General features: G+C 71.1%; 18 protein-coding genes. 9 read left to right on the forward strand and 9 right to left on the reverse strand.

Translation table 11 applies throughout. The features are described 5' to 3' along the window. Nucleotides 1-47 precede the first annotated feature (47 nt). Both ACFYQ6_RS19010 and aspS read right to left on the reverse strand, forming a co-directional pair. Nucleotides 48-803: a hypothetical protein gene (locus ACFYQ6_RS19010; protein WP_361579026.1), complete on the reverse strand. Its 756-nt coding sequence runs from the start codon at nt 801-803 to the stop codon at nt 48-50. A gap of 312 nt (nt 804-1,115) precedes the next feature. Then, nucleotides 1,116-2,933 carry an aspartate--tRNA ligase gene (gene aspS / locus ACFYQ6_RS19015; RefSeq protein WP_361579028.1) on the reverse strand — a complete coding sequence of 606 codons (1,818 nt, stop codon included), beginning with the start codon at nt 2,931-2,933 and terminating at the stop codon, nt 1,116-1,118. A 185-nt stretch (nt 2,934-3,118) separates the two neighbouring features. Here aspS and ACFYQ6_RS19020 point away from each other — a divergent pair, with 185 nt between their 5' ends. Then, nucleotides 3,119-5,242, forward strand: coding sequence for a SpoIIE family protein phosphatase (locus ACFYQ6_RS19020; RefSeq protein ID WP_388763910.1), 2,124 nt, complete (start codon nt 3,119-3,121; stop codon nt 5,240-5,242). Nucleotides 5,243-5,495: 253 nt separating this feature from the next. On the opposite strand, the gene ACFYQ6_RS19025 is transcribed toward ACFYQ6_RS19020, so the two are convergent. The 3 genes from ACFYQ6_RS19025 to ACFYQ6_RS19035 all read right to left on the reverse strand — a co-directional run bounded on the left by ACFYQ6_RS19025 (nt 5,496) and on the right by ACFYQ6_RS19035 (nt 8,204). Continuing rightward, complete coding sequence (locus ACFYQ6_RS19025) at nt 5,496-6,566, reverse strand: AI-2E family transporter (protein ID WP_388763912.1); 1,071 nt, start codon at nt 6,564-6,566, stop codon at nt 5,496-5,498. Between the two features lie 89 nt (nt 6,567-6,655). Further along, nucleotides 6,656-7,612 (reverse strand): pirin family protein, encoded by a 957-nt coding sequence (locus ACFYQ6_RS19030; RefSeq protein ID WP_388763914.1) that lies wholly within the window; start codon nt 7,610-7,612, stop codon nt 6,656-6,658. Between the two features lie 151 nt (nt 7,613-7,763). After that, complete coding sequence (locus ACFYQ6_RS19035) at nt 7,764-8,204, reverse strand: SseB family protein (protein ID WP_073750539.1); 441 nt, start codon at nt 8,202-8,204, stop codon at nt 7,764-7,766. 171 nt (nt 8,205-8,375) lie between these two features. Here ACFYQ6_RS19035 and ACFYQ6_RS19040 point away from each other — a divergent pair, with 171 nt between their 5' ends. The 5 genes from ACFYQ6_RS19040 (at nt 8,376) to ACFYQ6_RS19060 (ending at nt 15,920) form a co-directional block, all read left to right on the forward strand. Beyond that, complete coding sequence (locus ACFYQ6_RS19040) at nt 8,376-10,202, forward strand: acyl-CoA dehydrogenase (RefSeq protein ID WP_388763916.1); 1,827 nt, start codon at nt 8,376-8,378, stop codon at nt 10,200-10,202. 254 nt (nt 10,203-10,456) lie between these two features. Beyond that, nucleotides 10,457-11,755, forward strand: coding sequence for a M18 family aminopeptidase (locus ACFYQ6_RS19045; protein WP_361579038.1), 1,299 nt, complete (start codon nt 10,457-10,459; stop codon nt 11,753-11,755). Nucleotides 11,756-11,857: 102 nt separating this feature from the next. Continuing rightward, a complete protein-coding gene (locus ACFYQ6_RS19050; protein WP_014155295.1) occupies nt 11,858-12,079 on the forward strand; it encodes a DUF6458 family protein in 222 nt (73 codons plus the stop codon). A gap of 131 nt (nt 12,080-12,210) precedes the next feature. After that, nucleotides 12,211-15,012 carry a BTAD domain-containing putative transcriptional regulator gene (locus ACFYQ6_RS19055; protein ID WP_361579040.1) on the forward strand — a complete coding sequence of 934 codons (2,802 nt, stop codon included), beginning with the start codon at nt 12,211-12,213 and terminating at the stop codon, nt 15,010-15,012. Between the two features lie 209 nt (nt 15,013-15,221). After that, nucleotides 15,222-15,920 carry a DUF4232 domain-containing protein gene (locus tag ACFYQ6_RS19060; RefSeq protein ID WP_361579042.1) on the forward strand — a complete coding sequence of 233 codons (699 nt, stop codon included), beginning with the start codon at nt 15,222-15,224 and terminating at the stop codon, nt 15,918-15,920. Nucleotides 15,921-15,924: 4 nt separating this feature from the next. Here the strand turns inward: ACFYQ6_RS19060 and ACFYQ6_RS19065 are convergent, their stop codons facing one another. Continuing rightward, nucleotides 15,925-17,736: an NHL domain-containing thioredoxin family protein gene (locus tag ACFYQ6_RS19065; RefSeq protein WP_361579044.1), complete on the reverse strand. Its 1,812-nt coding sequence runs from the start codon at nt 17,734-17,736 to the stop codon at nt 15,925-15,927. Nucleotides 17,737-17,800: 64 nt separating this feature from the next. On the opposite strand from ACFYQ6_RS19065, the gene ACFYQ6_RS19070 reads away from it, so the two are divergent. Continuing rightward, on the forward strand, nt 17,801-18,307 hold the full coding sequence (locus ACFYQ6_RS19070) for an LURP-one-related family protein (protein ID WP_361579046.1): 507 nt from the start codon (nt 17,801-17,803) through the stop codon (nt 18,305-18,307). Between the two features lie 95 nt (nt 18,308-18,402). Here the strand turns inward: ACFYQ6_RS19070 and ACFYQ6_RS19075 are convergent, their stop codons facing one another. Continuing rightward, the gene (locus ACFYQ6_RS19075) at nt 18,403-19,194 is read right to left on the reverse strand and encodes a carbon-nitrogen family hydrolase (protein WP_361579048.1); all 792 of its coding nucleotides are present in this window, start codon (nt 19,192-19,194) and stop codon (nt 18,403-18,405) included. A gap of 200 nt (nt 19,195-19,394) precedes the next feature. Between ACFYQ6_RS19075 and ACFYQ6_RS19080 the strand changes: the two genes are divergently transcribed. Beyond that, nucleotides 19,395-20,219: a maleylpyruvate isomerase family mycothiol-dependent enzyme gene (locus ACFYQ6_RS19080; protein ID WP_361579050.1), complete on the forward strand. Its 825-nt coding sequence runs from the start codon at nt 19,395-19,397 to the stop codon at nt 20,217-20,219. A gap of 126 nt (nt 20,220-20,345) precedes the next feature. On the opposite strand, the gene ACFYQ6_RS19085 is transcribed toward ACFYQ6_RS19080, so the two are convergent. Both ACFYQ6_RS19085 and ACFYQ6_RS19090 read right to left on the reverse strand, forming a co-directional pair. After that, nucleotides 20,346-21,653, reverse strand: coding sequence for an MFS transporter (locus tag ACFYQ6_RS19085; RefSeq protein ID WP_361579052.1), 1,308 nt, complete (start codon nt 21,651-21,653; stop codon nt 20,346-20,348). Beyond that, nucleotides 21,650-22,333, reverse strand: coding sequence for a GntR family transcriptional regulator (locus tag ACFYQ6_RS19090; protein ID WP_361579054.1), 684 nt, complete (start codon nt 22,331-22,333; stop codon nt 21,650-21,652). The genes ACFYQ6_RS19085 and ACFYQ6_RS19090 overlap by 4 nt, the downstream gene beginning before the upstream one ends. Nucleotides 22,334-22,515: 182 nt before the next feature. On the opposite strand from ACFYQ6_RS19090, the gene ACFYQ6_RS19095 reads away from it, so the two are divergent. Further along, nucleotides 22,516-23,415, forward strand: coding sequence for a D-alanyl-D-alanine carboxypeptidase family protein (locus ACFYQ6_RS19095; RefSeq protein WP_388763920.1), 900 nt, complete (start codon nt 22,516-22,518; stop codon nt 23,413-23,415). Nucleotides 23,416-23,545 lie beyond the last annotated feature (130 nt).

Consider the following 23,545-nt stretch of genomic DNA (forward strand, 5'->3'; position numbering starts at 1 on the left):
CCGGTGCCGCCACCTGCGTACGGGCGGATCACGACGCGCTGCGCCTCTCACCGGGCCAGCGATGCGGCGTCCCCCATCACGATCACGGGGTACTTCGCGGGATCGAGGGTGCGCAGCAGCTCCCGCATCCGGTCCTCGGTCACCGATACGCAGGCCTGCGTGGGGCCGTCGTGGTCCACATGGATCCAGATGCCTCCGCCCCTCTCCTCGCCGAGCGGCCGGGTGCGGTCCAGCGGGCTCGTGCCCGGGGTGCGGTTGTAGTTGATGGCGACGACATGGTCGAAGGACCCCTCCAGCGGTTCCCCGAGGAAGCCCTCACCACTCACCGCGAACCGGGACTCCTGGTCGTACGGGAGCAGCGAGCCGGGGTCGGGCAGCAGACCGCCGGCGTCGGTCAGACCGAAGACCCCCACGGGTGACCGCAGGTCGTTCGCCAGATGGTGGTCGGTCCAGCCCTCCATACCGTTGTGGGCCGGCCAGGGCCCCGCCCCGGGTCTCCAGCCGCGGGCGGGGTCCTCGCGGCTGTAGATCACGACGGTGGAGCGGTTGGAGTCACGGCCCTGGCCGGTCACGACGACCGCCTGCCGTGCGGAGGCGGGGATCTGCCCGCGGGTCTCCGGGCCGAGTCCGGGGATCTCCGCGGGAGGGACGGCGGGTTCCACCGGAAAGGGCGACGCGGCCGGGGACCCGGGGCCGGCCGCGCCGCGGGGCGTGGAGGCGGTCTGCACGGCACCGGCGGAACAGCCGATGACCAGCAGGAACAGGGTGACGAGCATGACGTAGGGGCGACGCGGGGCGGTCACGGTGCGGGGCTCCTCGGTGACGGGACGACGGGCGCTTCCGGTGCCAGTCTTTGCCGGGCCCGGCGGCGCCGAATCCGAACCGGGGCCATCCGGATGTACCCGCTCCGTGTACCCGGAGTCCGGAAAGTTCAGACTGTCCCCCGTACACGCGCAGAGGGCCCGGAACCATGGGTGGTTCCGGGCCCTCTGCTGGGGTCCGTCGGCGTGGGTGTGCCCCTGTGCGACTCCGGAGCAGACCGGCGGCACCTACGGAAACAGCCCCCGGGCGACCGGGGGCTGTTTCACGTGGAACCGAAGCGGAACCGCTGACGCCTACTTCGCGCCGGTGTCCCTCGCGACCGAGTCCTTGGCCTCCGCCTTCTCCTTCGTCGCCGCGACAGGCTTGCGCAACTGGATGTGCAGCTCCCGCAGGCGGGTCTCGTCCAGCTCGCTCGGGGCGCCCATCATCAGGTCCTGGGCGTTGCCGTTGAGCGGGAAGGCGATCGTCTCGCGGATGTTGGGCTCGTCGGCGAGCAGCATCACGATGCGGTCGACGCCCGGGGCGATGCCACCGTGCGGCGGGGCGCCGAGACGGAACGCGCGCAGCATGCCCGCGAACTCCCGCTCGACCGTCTCCGCCTCGTAACCGGCGATCGCGAAGGCCTTCAGCATGACCTCGGGCTCGTGGTTACGGATGGCGCCGGAGGACAGCTCGATGCCGTTGCAGACGATGTCGTACTGCCACGCGAGGATGTCGAGCGGGTCCTTCTCCTCCAGGTCCTTCATGCCGCCCTGGGGCATGGAGAACGGGTTGTGCGAGAAGTCGATCTTTCCGGTTTCCTCGTCCTTCTCGTACATCGGGAAGTCGACGATCCAGCAGAAGCGGAAGACGCCTTCCTCGAAGTGGCCGGCGCGCTTCGCGGCCTCGACGCGGACGGCGGACATGATCTTCGAGACCTCGTCGAACTCACCCGCGCCGAAGAAGACCGCGTGGCCGGGGACGAGGGACAGCCGCTCGGTGAGCGTCTTGACGTCCGTCTCCGTGAGGAACTTCGCGATCGGTCCGGCCAGCGTCCCGTCCTCGCCCACACGGACCCAGGCGAGGCCCTTGGCGCCGTGCTCGACGGCGTACTCACCCAGGCCGTCGAAGAACTTGCGGGACTGGCCGGCGGTGTCCGGCACCGGCAGGGCGCGGACGTGCTTGCCGGCGAACGCCTTGAACCCCGAGTCGGCGAAGACGTCCGAGATGTCGACGAGCTCCAGCTTGGCCCGCAGGTCCGGCTTGTCGTTGCCGTACTTCAGCATCGACTCGCGGAACGGGATGCGCGGGAAGGGCGAGGTGACCTCGCGGCCGTTGCCGAACTCGGTGAAGAGCTCGGTCATCAGCTTCTCGATCGGCTGGAAGACGTCCTCCTGCTCGACGAACGACATCTCGACGTCGAGCTGGTAGAACTCGCCGGGCGAACGGTCGGCGCGTGCGTCCTCGTCGCGGAAGCAGGGCGCGATCTGGAAGTAGCGGTCGAAGCCGGAGATCATCAGCAGCTGCTTGAACTGCTGCGGCGCCTGCGGAAGGGCGTAGAACTTGCCCGGGTTCAGGCGGGAGGGCACGACGAAGTCGCGGGCGCCCTCGGGGGACGTCGCGGCGAGGATCGGGGTCGCCATCTCGTTGAAGCCGAGAGCCACCATCTTGGAGCGGATGGAGGCGATCACGGACGAACGCAGCATGATGTTGCGGTGCATGCGCTCGCGGCGCAGGTCGAGGAAGCGGTACTCCAGGCGCCGCTCCTCGTTGACCCCGTCCTCGGCGTTGATCGTGAAGGGCAGCGGGGCGGCCTCGCCCAGCACCTCGACCTCGGTGACCTCGATCTCGATCTCACCCGTCGGGAGCTCCGGGTTGACGTTGTCGGCGCCACGCGCGGAGACCTTGCCGTCGATGCGGACGACGGTCTCCTTGGTCAGCTTCGACAGGGCGTCGTTGCCGGGGGTGCCGGGGCGCGCGACGAGCTGCACCAGACCGTAGTGGTCACGCAGATCGATGAAGAGGATGCCGCCCAGGTCTCGGCGATTGTGCAGCCAGCCGCTCAGCCGGACGTCGGTACCGACGTCAGAGGCGCGGAGCTCGCCGCAGGTGTGGGACCTGTACCGATGCATCGTCGTTCATCCAGTCTTCGCGGTCGGGGGTGGATTGACACCCCAGGCTACCGCCCGTAGGGGCACCACTTCATTGCCATTGACGCCGCACACCCGCCCGGGACGCCCGTGCGGGCCCCGCCATGCCCTTCCGGGCGGCCGTCCCTCGGTGGCGTCGAGGGGAAACATCTTCCTAAAGTGGGGCAATGCGCACCGAGGAGATCCTGGCTGCGATCGGGACCGGTCTGTGGAGCTGGGACAGCTCGGCAGGCACGGTCACGCTCGACGCCGAGGCGGCCCGGCTGCTCGGACTGCCCGCCGAGCCCACGGTCCGCCCCGGTGACGAGGTGCGCCCCCGCTTCCACCCCGCCGACTGGAACGAGATCGACGGAGTGGTGAACTTCGCGATCGCCGAGGACACCGTGGCCGAGGCGAGGATGCGGATCCTGGACGAGAACGGCGAGGTCCTCCGGACGGTGCGCAGCCGCTCGAAGCCGGTCCCGGTCAAGTCACCCGGCCGCCATGTGTACGTACTGATGGGCACCCTCCAGGAGGTCGCGGAGCCCCAGGCGGGCTCGGCCGCCGCCACTCCCCTCACCGGTGACTGGCGCCGCTCGCGCGAGGCGTTCCTGCTGGACGCGGGCCGGGCGCTGGCCGAGGCGGGGTCCACGGAGGAGGTACTGCGGGTCGCGGGGTCGCTCTCCATGCCCGGCTTCTCACCGGACGGGCTCGCCCTCTTCGGGGTGGCGGGGGACCGGCTGACGGTCATCGGGCACCACGGGCACAACGTCGGCGACGAGGAACCGTTCACCGAAATGCTGCTGGAGACCGACTACCCGGCGGCCGAGGTCGTGCGGACCGGCCAGGCGATCTACCTCTCGTCGCCCGAGGAGTACCGCAAACGCTTCCCGACCACCTGGCCCCTCGCCCAGGGCTTCGGCCGCCAGTCCTGGGCCTTCCTGCCCCTGATCTCCTCGGGGCACACCATGGGCGCCTGGATGGCCGGCTTCCGGCACAGCGTGGCCTTCTCCCCCGACGAGCGCTCCGTGCTGACGACGGTCGCGCGGATGCTGGCGCAGGCACTGACCCGTGCCGGGGTGGCGGAGACCGAGCGCGAGCTGTCGCTGGGCCTGCAGAAGGCGATGATGCCGTCGCTCGGCCCCGGCGTGCCCGGGCTGACGGTGGCGGCGCGCTACATCCCGACGGGCGGCGGGCTCCAGGTCGGCGGCGACTGGTACGACATGATCCCGCTCCCCAACGGCCGTATCGCCCTCGTGATCGGTGACGTGCAGGGTCACGACGTGCGGGCGGCGGGGCTGATGGGCCAGCTGAGGATCGCCCTGCGGGCCTACGCCACCGAGGGGCACCGCCCCGACGCCGTACTCGCCCGGGCCTCGCGGTTCCTGTCCGGGCTCACCGACGCCTACGGCGTCGCCGACGGGGAGGACGCGTCCGACGCGATGCGCTTCGCCACCTGCCTGTACGCGGAGGCCGACCCGGAGACCGGAACCCTCGACATCGCACGGGCAGGCCACCCCGACCCGGTGGTCATCAGCGTGGACGGCACCGCCGTGATCCGGCAGACGGCGGGCGGGCTGCCGCTGGGCATCGACAAGGACGCCGACTACCCCACGACCCGTGTCGTGCTCGGGCCCGGCGAAACGATCATGCTGTGCACGGACGGGCTCATCGAGACGGGCGGCCACGACATGGCCACCGGCTGGACGAGGCTGCGGCCGGTCCTCGAAGAGCCGGTCGAGGACCTGGAGAGGCTCGCCGACGCCCTGGTCCAGGCCGTGCACGGTCCGGGTTCGCACTACACGACGGGGCCGCTGGTGGACCGCCGTGAGGACGACATCGCGGTCCTGGTGCTTCGCCGCGACGGCGCGCGTACCCGCAGGAGCCCGGGCCGCCGCTCGGCCATGACCATCGCCCAGGCGGAACCCGAGCGGGTCGCCGCGGCCAGGCAGCAGCTCCGGGAGCTGCTGCACGACTGGGCGGACTCGGAGCAGATCGACTCCGCGGAGCTGATGGTCTCCGAGATGGCCACGAACGTACTGGTCCACACGGACGGCGACGCGCTGCTCGTGGCGGAGGTGAGGGGCGAACGCGGCGAGCGACGGCTCCGCGTCGAGGTGGCCGACACCAGCGACGAGCTGCCGCACAAGCGGCGGCCGGGCGAGATGGCGTCCAGCGGCCGGGGCCTGGTGCTGATGGAGATGCTCGCCGACGCGTGGGGGGTCGACCCGCGGGGCGAGGGGAAGTCGATCTGGTTCGAGCTGTACGAGTCGGCCGAGCCCGCGGAGTTCGCGGCGGCCGGCGGGTCCTGACCAATGGGGGTGGCCGGTTGGTCCTGACCACTCGGGGCGGCCAGCGGGCCCCGACCTCTCGGAGTGGCCGGCAGGTCCTGACCCTCACCGCGGCCGGCAGGTCCTGACCCCTGACGGCGGCCGGTGGGTGCCGACCCTCACGGCGGCCGGTGGATCCCGACCCTCAGGCGGCCGGCAGGTCCCGACCCTCAGCGCGGCCGGCGGCTCCCGACACCGGGCCCCGGCACACCACGCGCCCCTCGGCTCCGGCGCGTCACGGCCCCTCGGGCGCTCCGCCGTGCTCCGCCTCGTACCCCTTGCGCAGTTCGCCGATCACTCCGAACGCCGCGGCGCACACCGGCACCGCGAGCAGCATGCCCAGCAGTCCGGCGACGCTCGCTCCCGCGGTCAGCGCGATCATGATCATGGCTGGGTGCATCTGCACCGTGCGGCTCTGGATGGCGGGCTGGAGCACGTGCCCCTCCAGCACCTGCACGGCGAGCACCACGCCCAGCGCCCAGAGCGCGATCACGAAGCCCCGGTCGGCGAGCGCGACCAGCACGGCGACCGCCCCGGAGATGAACGCCCCGAGATACGGGATGTAGGCGCCGACGAAGACCAGCGCGCCCAGCCCCACCGCCCCCGGCACCCGCAGGATCAGCAGCCCCACCGTGATGCACAGCGCGTCGATCAGAGCGATGAAGGTGGTGCCGCGCATGAAGCCCTCGACGGCCTCGAAGGCCCTGCGCCCCATGGCCTCCACGAGATCTCCCGTGCCACGCGGGGCGACGGTGTGGGCGAGGCTCACCGCACGGTCGGAGTCGCGCAGGAAGAAGAAGGTCAGCAGCAGGGCCAGGACGCCTGTGGTCACCAGTGAGCCGATCAGGCTGATTCCCGTGAGCAGCCCGCCCGCCGCGCTCGCGCCGAACTTCTCGACCAGGCCCTTCGCGTTGTCCGCCAGGTCGTCGACATTCGCGACGCCCTCGATGTCGAAGTGGTCGACGACCCACTGCGCGGTGTCCTTCAGGGAGGCCACGATCTGGTCGCCCGTGTCGACGAGGGCGGTGACGACGATGTACCCGGCGCCCCCGCCCACGGCGACGAGCAGGACGCAGGTGAGGCCGGCCGCGACCGACCTGTTCACCTTCCGCGCGGTCAGCCAGCGGTGCACGGGCCCGAGCAGGGCCGTCCCCAGCAGCGCCAGCAGGACCGGCGTGACCGCGGTCTTGAGCGCGACGCACAGCCAGATGGCCACCGCCGCGACACCCGCCACGAGGAGCAGAACGCCGCACCAGGCGGCCGTCCGCCGCGCGACATCGGGCAGGAGGGGCTTGCGGGTAGGCACTCTCCCACCCGATCACGGGCCGGGAACGGTGTCCTTCCCGCACGGGCGTACGGGTGACGAACCGTCACCCGTACGCCCTCAGGATCCGGTCACATGCCGTGGACGGCGGGGACCTTGCCGAGACGGCCGGCCTGGAAGTCCTCGAAGGCCTGCTTGAGCTCGTCCTGGGTGTTCATGACGAACGGCCCGTAGTGCGCCATCGGCTCACGGATCGGACGTCCGCCGAGCAGCACGACCTCCAGGTCCGGGGTGTTGCCGTCCTGCGTCTCGTCGGCGCGGACGGTCAGCGAGGACCCCTTGCCGAAGACCGCGGTCTGGCCGGTGTGGACGGGGCGCCGCCCCTCACCGACGCTGCCGCGCCCGGCGAGGACGTACGCGAGGCCGTTGAAGTCCTCGTGCCAGGGGAGCGTCACCTCGGCACCCGGCCGGATCGTCGCGTGCACCATCGTGATCGGGGTGTGCGTGATGCCCGGGCCCTCGTGTCCGTCCAGGTCACCGGCGATGACGCGCAGCAGCGCGCCGCCGTCGGGGGAGGTGAGCAGCTGGACCTGACCGCCTCGGATGTCCTGGTAGCGGGGGGCCATCATCTTGTCCGCCTTGGGCAGGTTCACCCAGAGCTGGAGGCCGTGGAAGAGGCCTCCGGACATGACGAGCGCCTCCGGCGGCGTCTCGATGTGCAGCAGACCGGAGCCGGCCGTCATCCACTGGGTGTCGCCGTTCTCGATGGCACCACCGCCACCGTGGCTGTCCTGGTGGATGAAGCTGCCGTCGATGATGTACGTGACGGTCTCGAAGCCGCGGTGCGGGTGCCAGGGAGTCCCCTTCGGCTCGCCTGCCGCGTACTCCACCTCACCCATCTGGTCCATCATGATGAACGGGTCGAGGTGCCGGTAGTTGATCCCGGCGAAGGCGCGCCGCACCGGGAATCCCTCGCCCTCGAAACCGCTGGGCGCGGTCGTGACGGTGAGCACGGGACGTGCCTGTGCGTCGGCCGGGGCCGCGACCTTGGGCAGGGTCAGCGGGTTTTCGACGGTCACTGCGGGCATGGGAGCCACCTCCGGGTTTCTTCTGGTCCTAATTTAGTTGAACGATGAACATCTTGCAAGGCCGTATCCATTCCCGCCCTCCCCCGGACAGCACCGAGGGCCCGCACCGGATCGGTGCGGGCCCTCAGAGTGCCCTGACGGGGGAAGCGTCTCAGCCGTACATGCGGCGCATCGCGAAGTCCACCATCTGTTCGACCGCCTTGGCGTCGAAGACCATGCGGTGATCACCCTCCATGTCCAGGACGAAGCCGTAGCCCGTGGGCAGGAGGTCGATCACCTCGGCCCCGGTGATCACGAAGTACTTGGACTCCTTGCCCGCATAGCTCCGCAGCTCCTTGAGCGTGGTGAACATGGGGATCACCGGCTGCTGGGTGTTGTGCAGGGCCAGGAATCCGGGGTTGTCGCCACGCGGGCAGTAGACCTTGGCCGTGGCGAAGATCTGCTGGAAGTCCTCCGCGGACAGCGAACCGGTCGTGAAGGCCCGTACCGCGTCGGCCAGGGACGGCGGCGAGGGCTCGGGGTACAACGGCTGCTCGCCGTAGCCGCCGCCCATCTGCTGCTGTGCGCCTGGGTTCTGGTCGTAGCCATACATGCCGCAAAGAGTAATCGGACACATCTGTGCCTCGAGGGGTTGCGTCTTATTACTGACGGGTAGCATCATCGTGGGGGTCAGGTGATATACCCACGCCAGGCCGTCCGTCGCCCGATCCTCACTCCTCCACGGGGCGCTGCGCGCCACTGCTATTGATTACGGAGCCTTCCCATGGGGCACTACAAGTCGAATCTCCGCGACATCGAGTTCAACCTCTTCGAGGTGCTCGGGCGCGACAAGCTGTACGGCACGGGCCCGTTCGCGGAGATGGACGTCGACACCGCGAAGAGCATCCTGGACGAGGTGACCCGCCTCGCGGAGAACGAGCTCGCCGATTCGTACGCCGACGCCGACCGCAACCCGCCGGTCTTCGACCCCGAGACGAACACCGCGCCGGTCCCCGCGTCCTTCAAGAAGTCCTACCAGGCCTTCATGGACTCGGAGTACTGGCGCCTGGGCCTGCCCGAGGAGATCGGCGGCACGACCTCCCCGCGCTCCCTGATCTGGGGCTACGCGGAGCTGCTGCTCGGCGCCAACCCGGCGGTCTGGATGTACTCCTCCGGCCCCGCGTTCGCCGGCATCCTCTTCGACGAGGGCAACGACGCGCAGAAGAAGATCGCCGAGATCGCCGTCGAGAAGCAGTGGGGCTCGACGATGGTGCTGACCGAGCCGGACGCCGGCTCGGACGTGGGCGCAGGCCGCACGAAGGCGGTCGAGCAGGAGGACGGCTCCTGGCACATCGAGGGTGTGAAGCGCTTCATCACCTCGGGCGAGCACGACATGTCCGAGAACATCATCCACTACGTACTGGCGCGTCCCGAGGGTGCCGGCCCCGGCACCAAGGGCCTCTCCCTCTTCATGGTCCCGAAGTTCCACTTCGACTGGACCACCGGCGAACTCGGCGCGCGCAACGGCGTGTACGCGACGAACGTCGAGCACAAGATGGGCCTCAAGGCGTCCAACACCTGCGAGATGACCTTCGGCGACCAGCACCCCGCCAAGGGCTGGCTGATCGGTGACAAGCACGACGGCATCCGCCAGATGTTCCGCATCATCGAGTTCGCCCGCATGATGGTCGGCACGAAGGCCATCGCGACGCTGTCCACGGGCTACCTCAACGCGCTGGAGTACGCCAAGGAGCGCGTCCAGGGCACCGACCTGTCGCAGTTCATGGACAAGACGGCCCCCAAGGTCACCATCACGCACCACCCCGACGTGCGCCGCTCGCTCGTGACGCAGAAGGCGTACGCCGAGGGCATGCGCTCCCTCGTGCTGTACACCGCCTCCGTCCAGGACGCGATCCAGGTCAAGGAGGCGGCCGGCGAGGACGCCAAGGCGCTCAACGGCCTCAACGACCTGCTGCTGCCGATCGTGAAGGGCTACGGCTCCGAGAAGTCCTACGAGCAGCTCGCCCAGTCGCTCCAGACCTTCGGTGGCTCCGGCTACCTCCAGGAGTACCCGGTCGAGCAGTACATCCGTGACGCCAAGATCGACACCCTGTACGAGGGCACGACGGCGATCCAGGGCCAGGACTTCTTCTTCCGGAAGATCGTCCGCGACCAGGGCGCCTCGCTCAACACCCTCTCCGAGGAGATCAAGAAGTTCCTCGCGGGTGCCCAGGGCAACGAGGAGCTGGCCGGTGCGCTGGACAACCTCGCCAAGGCCGCCGTGGACCTCGAGGCGATCGTCGGCACGATGATCACCGACCTCACCGCGACCGGCGAGGACGTCAAGAACATCTACAAGGTGGGCCTCAACACCACCCGCCTGCTGATGGCCTCCGGCGACGTCGTCGTGGGCTACCTGCTCCTCAAGGGCGCGGCCGTGGCCTCCGAGAAGCTGCGCAACGCCTCCGCGAAGGACGCGGCGTTCTACCAGGGCAAGATCGCCGCCGCGAAGTTCTTCGCCGCGAACATCCTGCCGGGCGTCTCCGCCGAGCGCGCGCTCGCCGAGACCGTCGACAACTCGCTGATGGAGCTGGACGAGGCCGCGTTCTGACAGCGCCCGGCCCCCGACGCCGCCGCCCGGACCTCTCCGGGCGGCGGCGTCGTCGTACGCCGGGAACCGGCCCGGCCGCGGGGGCTGCCCGGGCGGGGCCCCCGGTGGACGGGAACGCCGGCCGCCGGCAACGGCGTTGCGCACGGCCGCCGGGCCTCCTTCGGCACAGGCCAGGGCTGCTTTCCGGACACCCCCGGTCGGTGGCCGCCGTCCGCGGTGGGGCGTCCCCGTCCGCCGTCGTTAAAGTGAAGAACATGAGCTCTCCCCTCCGCTTCGACCGCGGCCACACCGACGATCTGATGGCCTTCCTGATGGCCTCCCCCTCCCCCTACCACGCTGTTGCCACCGCCGCCGCGCGTCTGGAGAAGGCCGGTTTCCGCCGGGTCGAGGAGACGGAGGCGTGGGACGGCTCCACGGGCGGCAAGTACGTCCTGCGCGGCGGAGCGATCGTCGCCTGGTACGTGCCGGAGGGCGCCTCGGCCCACACGCCGTTCCGGATCGTGGGGGCTCACACCGACTCCCCCAACCTGCGCGTCAAGCCCCTGCCGGACACGGGGGCCTACGGCTGGCGCCAGGTCGCTGTCGAGATCTACGGAGGCACGCTCCTCAACACCTGGCTCGACCGCGATCTCGGGCTGGCCGGGCGGCTCTCGCTGCGCGACGGCACGCACCGGCTCGTCGACATCGACCGGCCCCTGCTGCGGGTGCCCCAGCTGGCCGTGCACCTGGACCGGTCCGCCAACCCCGAGGGCCTCAAGCTCGACCGGCAGCGGCACATGCAGCCGATCTGGGGCCTGGGCGAGGTCCAGGAGGGCGACCTCATCCGCTTCGTCGCCGAGGAGGCGGGCGTCGCCCCCGAGGACGTGACCGGCTGGGACCTCATGCCGCACCCCGTCGAGCCGCCCGCCTACCTGGGCCGCGACCGTGAACTGCTCGCCGGTCCGCGCATGGACAACCTGCTCTCGGTGCACGCCGCGACCGCCGCTCTGGCCGCCGTGGCCGGGCAGCCGGACGACCAGATCCCGTACATCCCCGTGCTCGCCGCCTTCGACCACGAGGAGAACGGCTCGCAGTCCGACACGGGCGCCGACGGCCCCCTGCTCGGCACGGTCCTGGAGCGGTCCGTGTTCGCCCGCGGCGGCGCGTACGAGGACCGCGCGCGCGCCTTCGCCGGGACCGTCTGCCTCTCCTCGGACACGGGTCACTCGGTGCACCCGAACTACGCGGAGAAGCACGACCCGACGCACCACCCGGTGGCCAACGGCGGGCCGATCCTCAAGGTCAACGTCAACATGCGGTACGCGACCGACGGCGGCGGCCGTGCGCTCTTCGCCGCGGCCTGCGAGAAGGCGGGCGTGCCCTGGCAGACGTTCGTCTCCAACAACTCGATGCCGTGCGGGACGACCATCGGCCCGATCACCGCGGCCCGGCACGGCATCCAGACCGTCGACATCGGTGTGGCGATCCTGTCGATGCACAGCGCGCGCGAGCTCTGCGGCGCCGACGACCCGTATCTCCTGGCCAACGCCCTCGCCGCGTTCATGGCGGGCTGAACCCACCGTCCCAACCGTCCTCATGGACATGGTTGTTGCCTCGCCGGGTACGCGACTCCTACACCGGCCCGGAGTCACCGGGCCGTCGAGGAGGCGGAAATCATGGGACTCGGAGGATGCATTCTCCTGATCGGTGCCGGGGCGATTCTGGCGTTCGCCACCGACTGGGAGATGGACACCGTCAACGTCGACCTGGTCGGCTGGATCATGATGCTCGTCGGCCTCGTCGGGGTCTTCGTCTACGTGAGCATCGCGCGCCGCCGGCGGATGGTCGTCCCGCCCACCACCACGGTGGTGGCGGACGACGAGCGCCGCTACCAGTGACCTGACGGGCGGGCGTCCGCCCCCTGGCAGGAGCGTGCGTGACGGTGCGTCGGCCCGGCGGTGGCCGGATATTCTGGGCACCTGTCCGGGCCCACACCCCGGGTGCGTCCTGCCCGGAAGGAAAGCCGCTCGTGGAGTTCCGGCTGCTCGGCACGGTCTCCGTCGACACCCGCACCGGGCCCCTGCCGCTCGGGCCCGCGAAACGGCGCAGCCTGCTCGCCGCCCTGCTGCTGTCGGCGAACACCCCCGTCCCGGTGGCCCGGCTGACGGACTCCCTGTGGGGCGAGGAGCCCCCTCCGCGCGCCCGTGGCGTCATCCAGGGACACGTCTCACGCCTCCGCGCCCTTCTGACGGGTGCGGAGGCACAGGCGTACGGGGTGGAGCTGCTCACGCTCGGCGACGCCTACGTGCTCCGGGTCCCGGAAACCCTGCTGGACTACCAGCGGTTCGAGGAACTGCTGATGCTGGCCCGGCAGCAGCGCAGCGCCAACGACACCGTGCGCATGCTCGACGAGGCCCTGTCCCTGTGGCAGGGCCCGCCGCTCGGCGGAGCGTTCACGGAGGGGCCGCTCCAGGCCGCGGCGCACACGCTGGAGGAGTCGCGGCTGGCGACCGTCGAGGAACTGGCCAGGGCCTACGGGAACCTCGGCGAGCACCACCGCGCGGCATCCGTACTACGGGCGGAGGCGGTCGCCCATCCGATGCGGGAGTCGCTGGCGGCGGCCCTGATACTGGCGCTGTACCGGGCGGGGCGCCAGTCGGAGGCCCTGGACTGGTTCCACCGTACGAGGCGGCTGCTCGCGGACGAGCTGGGCATCGACCCCGGACACGAACTCGCCGACGCGTACGCGCTGATCCTGCGCGGCGATCCCCGGCCCGGGCCCGCCCCGGCCGGGGGCTCGGATGCCGACCCGCCCGGAGCGGTGCGGTCCGGTACCGGTCCGGCGGCGGAGCCAGGCGCCGCCGCGGCTGCCGGCCCCCCGCGTGTCCCCACCGCGCACAGTCACTCCGTGCTCCCGCACCCCACCGATCTGCTGCCCCGCGCTCCCCGTGGCTTCCACGGACGCACCACCGAGCTGGCCGCGCTCACCCGGGCCGCCGCGGGTGAGGCACCCGTGTGCCTGGTCACCGGCCCGGCGGGGGTGGGCAAGACGTCGCTGGCCCTCCAGTGGGCGCACCACAGCCCCGCCGCCTTCCCGGACGGCCGGCTCTTCGCCGATCTGCGCGGGTTCAGCGAGACGGGCGAACCCGCGCTCATCGACGTCCTGCGTGAGTTCCTGCTGGCCCTCGGCGTCGCTCCGCGCCGCGTCCCGGAGTCCGTGAGCGCCGCTGCCGCACTCTTCCGCTCCCTCACCGACCGGCGCCGGCTGCTCGTGGTCCTCGACAACGCCCGGGACTCCGCCACCGTCCGGGCACTGCTGCCGGGCGGTACGGACTGCGTCACCCTCGTCACCAGCCGCAACCGGCTGGAGGGCCTGATCGCCTCGGACGCGGCCCGGCCCGTCCCTCTCGGCACCCTCGAACCCCAGGACGGCACGGCTCTGCTGGCCGGTGTGCTCGGCGAGGAGAGAATCCTCGCCGAGCCTGTGGCGGCGCGCCGGCTCGCCGAACTCTGCGGAGGGCTGCCGCTCGCCCTGCGTGTCACGGCGGCCCGGCTGGCCGGCCGGCCGCAGTGGACGCTCGCGGGTCTGGCCGACGAACTGGCCGACGAACGCGGCCGGCTGACGTTCCTCGACGTGGACGACACCGGTGTCTCGGCCGCGCTGCGGCTGACCGTCCAGCAGCTTCCGGCGGACGCGGTGCGGCAGTTGGCCCGGCTCGGCCACCATCCCGGCGGCCACTTCGATCCGCACACCTGCGCCGCTCTCGCGGGGACCGATCCCGTCGCCGCCGCGGCGGCCCTGGAGCGTCTCGGCTCCGCGCACCTCGTCACCGAGACCGCGCCGGGACGCTGGGTGCTGCACGACCTGGTGCGCCTGTACGCGCGCGGTCTCGACCCGGATTCCGGGGCCGAGGCGCTGATCAGCGTCCTCGACCACTACATCGCCACCGCGCTCGCCGCCGCCGACACGGCCGAGCCCGGGGGCGAACCGTGCTTCGTACTGCCGGAGGACTTCCGCCCCGCCGCCGTACGGGACTTCGCCGACCGCGCCGCGGCGATGCACTGGCTGGCCGCCGAACGCGACGACCTGGCCCGGGCGGCCGTGGCGGCCCGGGGCGCCCGTCTGCACGACAGGGCCTGGCGGATCATCCTGCTCCAGTGGCCGCAGGTGGTGTGGCGGGTGCGGGACAGCTGGGCTCCCCTGCTGGAGCTGGCGCTCGACTCCGCCCGCGCGCAGCAGGACCTGTACGCCGAGTCGAGGGTGCTGAACCTGCTGGGGTGGGTGCTGACGGAGGAGGGAAGGACGTCCGAGGCGCTGACCCTCCTGGAGCGTTCGCCCGGCCTCGCGCGGCGGGCCGGTGACCGGCTGGGCGAGGCGACGGCCCTGATCAACCTGGCCGTCGTCCAGGCCGGGCAGGGTGAGCTCGACAGGGCGCTGGAGGGCTGTGGCCGGGCCGTCGCGCTGGCTCAGGAGGAGAAGGACCGGCACACGGAGATGCTCGGCCTTCAGCACCTGGCCCGGCTGCAACTCGTCGCCCACCGCCCCGGGGACGCTCTCGAATCCGCGCGTACGGCGTTGGCCCTGGGGCCCGAGCACGAGGAGGCGGCCCGCCGGTCCCTGCTGCTGGCGGTGTCCGGTGAGGCCCGTCTGGCGCTCGGCGACGAGGAAGAGGGAGTCCTGCTGCTGGACCGGGCAGCCGAGGAGGCGGAACGAGCCGGATACGACGAGGGCGCCGTACGGGCCCTGGAGGTCCTGCTGCGGGTCTCACCGCGCGCGGATCACCGGACACGGCACGCCCAGGCACTCGGCCGGCTCACCGACGTGGGCTGACCCGGCACGGCCCGTGCCGCAGGCTCCCTGCCCCGGGCGGAGGGGGGACGGGAAGGACCGCGCGAGCGCCCGGGGAACGGACGTCAGCGGTACGGCAGCGCGACGGCAGCGGAACGTGAGCGACGCGCTCCAGACTCAGGGATGTCAGCAGCTCACGGCGCTTCGGTCTCGACCGGCCGACCGCCTCGTCCCACTCCGGGGGAGTCTCCATGCGCACCTTCCGCACCCGCAGCACCGTTCTCACCGCCGCGGCCACCGCCGTACTCGCCCTCTCCCTCACCGCCTGTGGCGGGGACGGCACCGGTACGAAGTCCGCCGGCCCGGCGGAGAGCGGCTCCACGGCTGCGGCCTCCGCGGTGAAGTCCGCGCAGAACGCGGGCTCCACGGAGAGCGACGGTGCGCAGCAGGACACCGGCGACGCGGGCGACGCGAAGACCACCGGCAGCGCGAAGACCGCGGGTGGCACGAAGACCGGGAGCGGCGGCGGTGTGGCGGCGTGCACCACCAAGGGCCTGGCGATCAGCGCCGAGGTCCAGGACGGCCCGCCCTACACCCACATCGTTCTGACCGCCGAGAACACCTCCGGCCACAGCTGCCAGATGCAGGGCTTCCCCGAGATCCGGTTCCTGGAGAACGCCCGCGGCACCGTGCCGGCGGTCGGCAAGAGCAAGCCGGCCGGCCCGGTGGTCCTCGCCCCCGGTGCTCCCGCCTACGCGGCCGTGAGGCTGTCGGACGGGGGTATGGACGAGGACGTCGAGACCGTGAAGGACTTCTCCGTCACGCTCCAGGGCAACGCCGGCATGGCCATCGTGAAGGCTCCCGGCGCCGAGGGCATCTCCGTGGACCCGGCGAAGTGGGCGACCGGCTACTGGACGCCCGAGCTGCGCAGCGGCGCGGACGAGTTCTGAGCCGTCAGCCCTGCTCGTCCATCCCCGCCAGCACCAGCGGGAGCCTGGACGTCCCTGTGGCGGTGACGTTCACGGGGACGCCCCAGTCCTGCTGGTGAACATGGCAGGCCGGGTACTCGTTCTCCGGATCGTCGTCGCAGGACGCCGCCATCGCGGACACGTGCAGGACGCCCTCGCCGTGGCCGTCCGCCAGGACCAGGTCACGGCTCAGGTCCGTACCCTGCCCCGCGCCCTCGGCCAGCAGTTCCGGCGGGGTCGACGAGACCAGCAGCCGGGTCGAGGGGCCGTAGCGGGTGTCCAGCTTCTGCCCGGCGGGGGCCTGGAAGACCACGTCGAGCCGCAGCGTGCCCGGAGCGATCTCGGTGGCCGCCCGCTGCGTGCGGTGGGCCGTGTCGGCCACCCGCACCGCCTCCTCGGGGAGCCGCAGCCGGGTCAGCCGGTGCCGTGCGGACTCGACGACGACCAGATCGCCCTCCACGAGCACCGCGTCGCTCGGCTCCCGGAGATCGGTGGCCAGCGTGGTGACCTCGCCGCTCTCCGGGTCGTACCTCCGCAGCGCGTGGTTGTACGTGTCGCTGACCGCGACGGAGCCGTCCGGGAGGGCCGTGACGCCCAGCGGGTGCTGGAAGAGTGCCTGGGCGGCGGGGCCGTCGCGGTGGCCGAAGTCGAAGAGGCCCGTCCCGACGGCGGTGTGGACGCCGCCTTCCAGGTCCACGTAGCGCAGTGCGGAGGTCTCCGAGTCGGCCACCCAGAGCCGGTCCCCGGCTGCGGAGAGGCCGGACGGCTGCGCGAACCACGCCTCGTCCGCGGGCCCGTCGACGAGACCCTCGTTGGTCGTCCCCGCGGCGACCCGCACCGTGCCCTGCTCCGGGTCGTAGGTCCACAGCTGGTGCACCCCCGCCATGGCGATCCACAGCCGGTCACCGAACCAGGCGATGTCCCACGGCGACGACAGGTCCACCTCGGTGGCCGGACCGCTGGTGGCCGAGCCCTGCCACCACTGGCGGCCGGTCCCGGCGAGGGTGCTGGTCACCCCCGTGGCGAGGTCGAGAGCCCTGATCGCGTGGTTGACCGTGTCGGCGACGGCGATGCGGCCGTCGGGCAGGAAGGCGAGCCCTTGCGGCTCGCTGAACCGGGCCTGACCGGCTCCGCCGTCCGCGAATCCACGCTCCCCCGTACCGAAGTGGCCGCGCACGGTCTCGCCGTCCGCCTCCAGCTCGACGAGGCGGTGACGGGTCGTGTCGGAGACCAGGAAACCGCCGTCCGGCAGGGCGAGCGCCTTGCCCGGGAAGCGCAGGTGCGTGGCGACCGGCTCGGGGGCCACGTAAGGGCCGTCCCCGCGCCGGAGCGTGCCCTTGGCCCCGTGCTCGGCCTCCAGCTCCTCGACCAGCTTCTCGATGGCGTGCGCGTGCCCCTCGCCGGCGTGCTGGGCGACGACGTACCCCTCCGGGTCCACCACGACGAGCGTCGGCCAGGCGCGTACGGCGTACTGCTTCCAGGTGGCAAGCTCGGGGTCGTCGAGGACGGGGTGGTGCACCTCGTAGCGCTCGACGGCGTCCACCACGGCCTGATGCTCGGCCTCGTGCACGAACTTCGGCGAGTGGACCCCGATGATCACCACGGTGTCGCGGTGCTTCTCCTCCAGCTCACGCAGCTCGTCGAGCACGTGCAGGCAGTTCACACAGCAGAACGTCCAAAAATCAAGGATCACGATGCGTCCTCGCAGGTCAGCGAGGGTGTACTGCCGGTCGCCTGTATTGAGCCAACCGCCCCTGCCGACCAGTTCGGGGGCGCGGACGCGTGCACGTGCTGTCATGACACCAGTCAACAGCACCGTGGCCTGCACGCATTCCGGTCAGGCGTCGGGGAACCTGTGATCCATGAGACTTCTCGTACGTGAGCGACTGCTCGGCGTCGGCGACGACTACTGGATCGAGGACGCCGACGGGCGGAAGCTCTTCCTCGTCGACGGCAAGGCCATGCGGCTCCGCGATACCTTCGAGCTGAAGGACACGAGCGGCAGGGTGCTGGTGGAGATCCGCCAGAAGCTGATCAGCCTGCGCGACACCATGGTCATCGAGCGCGACGGCGAGGAGCTCGCCCGGATCAAGCGGAAGCGGCTCTCGCTGCTGCGCAACCACTACCGGGTGACCTTGGTCGACGGCACCGAGCTGGACGTCAGCGGGAAGATCCTGGACCGCGAGTTCGCCATCGACTACGACGGTGAGCTGCTCGCCCAGATCTCCCGGCGCTGGCTGACCGTCCGTGACACCTACGGGGTCGACGTCGTGCGGGAGGACGCCGATGTGCCGCTGCTGCTCGCGGTGGCCGTCTGCGTGATCGTCCTCGCCGACAAGGAACACGACAAGGAGCACGGCGAGGACTGACAGGCCGATGGCCCTGTTTCACGTGAAACAGGGCCATCGGGAGGCTGGGCGGACACGGGGCTCAGCGCGGTGCGGCGAGCCCCAGGACACGGGGCTCAGCGCGGTGCGGCGAGCCCCAGGCGCCGGTCCTTCAACGCCGGGAACTGTGCCCGCGTGGTGGCCGTCCTCCCCGGATCGAACTCCACGGTGAGGACCTCCTCGCCCGCTCCCGCCTCGGCGAGCACCTCGCCCCAGGGGTCGACGACGATGCTGTGGCCGGCCTGCTCGACCCCTGCGTGGGTGCCGGCGGAACCGACCGCCAGGACGTACGCCTGGTTCTCCACGGCGCGCGCCTGGGCGAGCAGCGTCCAGTGCGAGCGGCGGCGCTCCGGCCAGCCCGCCGAGACGACCAGGGTCTCGGCCCCGGCGTCGACGAGGCCCCGGAACTGCTCGGGGAAGCGGAGGTCGTAGCAGGTGGCGAGCCCCAGGGTGGTCTCCGGGAGCGCGACGGTCACGAGCTCCTCGCCTGCCCCCATCATCACCGCCTCGCCCTTGTCGAAGCCGAAGCGGTGGATCTTGCGGTAGGCGGCGGCCCGCTCCCCCTGGGGCGAGAACACCAGCGTGGTGTTGTAGAGGGTGCCGTCCCCGGCCCGCTCGACGAACGAACCGGCGTGCAGCCAGACCCCGGCCTCGGCAGCCGCCTTCGCCATGATGTCGTGCGTGGGGCCGCTCAGCGGCTCCGCCTCGTCGGCGAAGGCGGTGTAGGCGAATGCTCCGACGGGCCAGAGTTCCGGAAGGACCACCAGGTCCGCCCCCCGCTGGGCCACGACCAGTGAAGCCGCGCGCTCTCTACGGGAATTGACCGATTCATCCGGGTTTACTGCGATCTGGATGAGGGAGGCGTGCACACTACCACCGTCCTGGCATGAGAGTCGTCAACACGGGCCTACGATCGTCACACGAAAGCACTGCCGGGGTGCCTGCTCGCAGCGTAACTTAGCGAGCGAACCTCCCACGCAGCCCGCAGACAGCACCGTCGGTGCCGGCCGCCAGCCGGCGCACTCCCTGCTCTCCAGCCCATGCACCGCAGAACCGCACGAGGGGTCCCGTGACCGTCCATCCCAGCCTCCAGACCTACGCCGATGCCTGGACCCACTCCATCGAGTCGATAGCCGAGCTGGTCAAGCCACTCGCCGAGGGGGAGTGGAACGGCCGGACGCCCTGCCCGGGATGGTCGATACGCGACATCGTCTCGCACGTCATCGGCATGGAGTGCGAGCAGCTCGGCGACCCCCGCCCGATCCACACCCTGCCGCGCGACCTCTACCACGTGCAGAACGACCACCAGCGCTACATGGAGATGCAGGTCGACGTCCGGCGCCACCACACGGCGCCCGAGATGACCTCCGAGCTGGAGTACACGCTCATCCGCCGCATGCGGCAGCTGCGCAACGAGACACGTGCCCCCGAGACCATGGTGCGGGCCCCCCTCGGCGCCGAGCAGACGCTGGAACTGGCGCTGCGCATGCGGGCCTTCGACGTCTGGGTGCACGAGCAGGACCTGCGGACGACGCTGGGCCGGCCCGGCAATCTGGATTCCCCCGGCGCCCTGATCGTGCGCGACACCCTGCTGCTGGCGCTGCCGAAGGTGGTCGCCAAGGACGCGGGCGCTCCGCCCAACTCGGCCGTCGTCTTCGACGTGCACGGCCCGCTGGAGTTCCTGCGCACCGTCCGGGTCGACGCCGAGGGCCGCGGTTCGGTCGACGGTGCGCCGTCGCTCGGCCCCGCGGCGACGCTGGCGATGGACTGGGAGACGTACTACCGGCTGGCGTGCGGCAGGGTCCGGGCGGCGGCCGTGGAGGACCGGATCAAGATCGACGGTGACCAGGAGCTGGCCGGGGCGATCCTGCGCCACTTCGCCGTCACCCCGTGAGCGGGAAGGGCGCCCGGGGACCGGCCGGGGCGCCCTGAGCGCGGGCCGGGGCGCCCGTCCCGCCGCGGGGCCGGGACGGGCGCCCCGCGGGGAGCGGCTCAGGCGGGCACGTGCTCAAGGAGCGGCTCAGGCGGGCACGTGCACGGCTTCCACCCTGCTGACCACGTGGTGGTCGCGTTCCCGGTGCGTGGCACGGACGTAGAGCCGCAGGATCTGCACGACGCCGATCGCCTCCAGGACGAAGACCGAGGAGAACGCGACGCGGTAGTCGTCCCCGGTCGCGTCCAGCAGCACGCCGACCGCGAAGAGCGTGGTCATCGAGGCGATGAAGCCTCCCATGTTGACGATGCCCGAGGCGGTGCCCTGCCGCTCCGGCGGGTTGGCCGGGCGGCCGAAGTCGAACCCGATCATCGACGCGGGGCCACAGGCACCCAGCACCACGCACAGCGTGATCAGCAGCCACATCGGCGCGTGGTCGCCGGGGTAGAAGATCGCGCACGCCCAGACGAGCGCGGTCATCGCGACCGTCCCGAGGGCGAGCGGCGCGCGTGCCGCGTGGTGGCGGGCGATGACCTGCCCGTAGACGAGGCCCACCACCATGTTCGAGAGCACCACCAGGGTGAGGAGTTCGCCGGCGGTGCCCCTGCTCAGCCCCTGCGCCTCCACCAGGAACGGCATGCCCCACAGCAGCAGGAAGACCATGCCCGGGAACTGCGTGGTGAAGTGCACCCACATCCCGAGCCGGGTGCCCGGTTCGCGCCAGGACGCGGCGATCTGCTTGCGTACGTACGTCGCTCCGGCGTGCTCCGCGGGCGGCGGCTCGTGGCCCTCAGGGTGGTCCTTGAGGAAGAGAAGCAGCAGGACCAGTACCACCACGCCCGCCAGCGAGCTGCCGACGAAGGTCGTGGTCCAGCCGAACCCGTGCAGCGCGCGGGCGATGAAGAGCGTCGAGACGAGGTTGCCCGCCATGCCGAAGAGCGCGGCCACCTGCCCGATCATCGGCCCCCGCCGGGCGGGGAACCACCGGGCGCCGAGCCGCAGCACGCTGATGAACGTCATCGCGTCGCCGCAGCCGAGCAGAGCGCGGGAGGCGAGCGCCATCCCGTACGAGGGGGAGAGCGCGAAGCCGAGCTGGCCGAGCGTGAACAGCACCGCCCCGATGGTGAGGACCCGCTTCGTCCCGAGCCGGTCGACCATCAGGCCCACGGGTATCTGCATGCCCGCGTAGACCAGCAACTGGAGGATGGAGAACGTCGACAGGGCCGACGCGTTGACGTCGAACCGGTCGGCGGCGTCGAGCCCCGCGACACCCAGGCTGGTGCGGAAGATGATCGCGACGAAGTAGACGGCGACCCCGATGCCCCAGACGCGGACGGCGCGACGGCCACCGGGCGGGTCTCCGGGCAGGGAGAGGGTGGGCGCGGCCGAGCTCATCGGTCATCCCCCCGGACCAGCACCTTGACCCGGCTGACATGGCGCCGTACGACCTGCGCGGCTTCCTCGGCGTCGCCGGACCTGATGGCTTCCAGCAGCTCGCTGTGCTCCGTGATGTTGGCCGCGATCCTGCCGGGGTGCGCCTCCATCACGGCCACGCCCATCCGCAACTGCCGGTCGCGGAGCTGGTCGTAGAGGCGCGAGAGGATCTCGTTGCCCGCGTTCTTCACGATCTCCGCGTGGAAGCAGCGGTCCTTGACGGACACGGCGGCCAGGTCTCCCGCCTCGGCGAGTTCCCGCTGCTCCTCCAGGAGCTGTTCGAGCCGGGCGATCAGCCGCGGCGGGGCGGGGACCGCCTTGCGCGCGGCGAACTCCTCGACGAGCAGCCGGGTCTCCACCACGTCCGAGATCTCCTGGGCGGAGACGGCGAGCACCAGGGCACCCTTCTTCGGATAGAGCTTGATCAGCCCTTCGACCTCCAGGCGGAGCAGCGCCTCGCGCACCGGGGTCCGGGAGACGCCGACGGCCTCGGCCAGGTCGCCTTCGGTGAGCAGGGTGCCGCCCTCGTACCGGCGGTCGAGCACCGCTTCCTTGATGTGGGTGTAGACGCGCTCGGCGGCGGGCGGGGGCTTGGGGTCCGCCTTGCGGGCGGCTGGGGGGACAGGGGGTGCGGCAGGCATGCACACAGCATAGATACAAGATGGGTACGTACGCCGCCGCGTCCGCGATCCGGACGCCGGAACCACCCGAACTCACCCGAACTCACCCGTTCGGGCGTACAGCCATCCGCCGCGCTCGCGAGTCTCATGTCAGGGCGGCACTCCCGTGCGACAGCCCTCAAGGGACATTTGGAGCGTCTACTTTGACACACGGCATTACGGGCACCCGCCGCGCCTCCGTCGCGGCCACGGTCGCCCTGACGGCGAGCGCCGTCATCGCGAGCGCGGCATTCGCCTCCACCGCGCAGGCCGCCACTCCGGCCGTTCCCAAGATCGTCGCCCCCGGCGGCTTCGTGATGAACGACGGCACGACCAAGACCCTCTACAGCAAGGCGGCGGACACCCGTCGCCCCACGGGCTCCACGGCCAAGATCATGACCGCCCGGGTGGTGCTCGCGCAGAAGAACCTCAACCTGGATTCCAAGGTCACGATCCAGAAGGCGTACAGCGACTACATCGTCTCCAAGGGCGCCTCGTCCGCCCGGCTGATCGTCGGCGACAAGGTGAGCGTCCGTCAGCTTCTCTACGGTCTGATGCTGCCGTCCGGCTGCGACGCCGCGTACGCGCTGGCCGACAAGTTCGGATCGGGCACGACCCGCGCCGCACGCGTGAAGTCCTTCATCGGGAAGATGAACGCCTCCGCCAAGTCCCTCGGCCTGAAGAACACGCACTTCGACTCGTTCGACGGCATAAGCAATGGATCGAACTACTCGACCCCCCGCGATCTCACGAAGATCGCCAGCAGCACGATGAAGAACTCCACGTTCCGCTCGATCGTGAAGACGAAGTCGACGAAGCAGAAGGTGACCACGAAGAGCGGTGGCTACCGCTACATGTCGTGGACCAACACCAACAAGCTGCTCAGCACCTACAGCGGCATGATCGGCGTGAAGACGGGCTCCGGCGCGAACGCCAAGTACTGCCTCGTCTTCGCCGCGACCCGCAGCGGCAGGACGGTGATCGGGGCGGTCCTCGCCTCCACGTCCGAGACCACGCGGACGTCCGACGTCAAGAAGCTCCTGGACTACGGCTTCAAGAAGTAGCCCCGCGCCCACGGGCAGGCAAAAAGGCAGGTGGGCACGCGCGGTCGTCGCGCGGGCCCACGCGTCACGGGTCCACCGAAAGTGTCTTTGTCATGTCGGCGTACATCCATGCGGGCCGCTCATGAGTCTC

Source organism: Streptomyces sp. NPDC005494 (assembly GCF_042872025.1).
Lineage (GTDB): Bacteria > Actinomycetota > Actinomycetes > Streptomycetales > Streptomycetaceae > Streptomyces.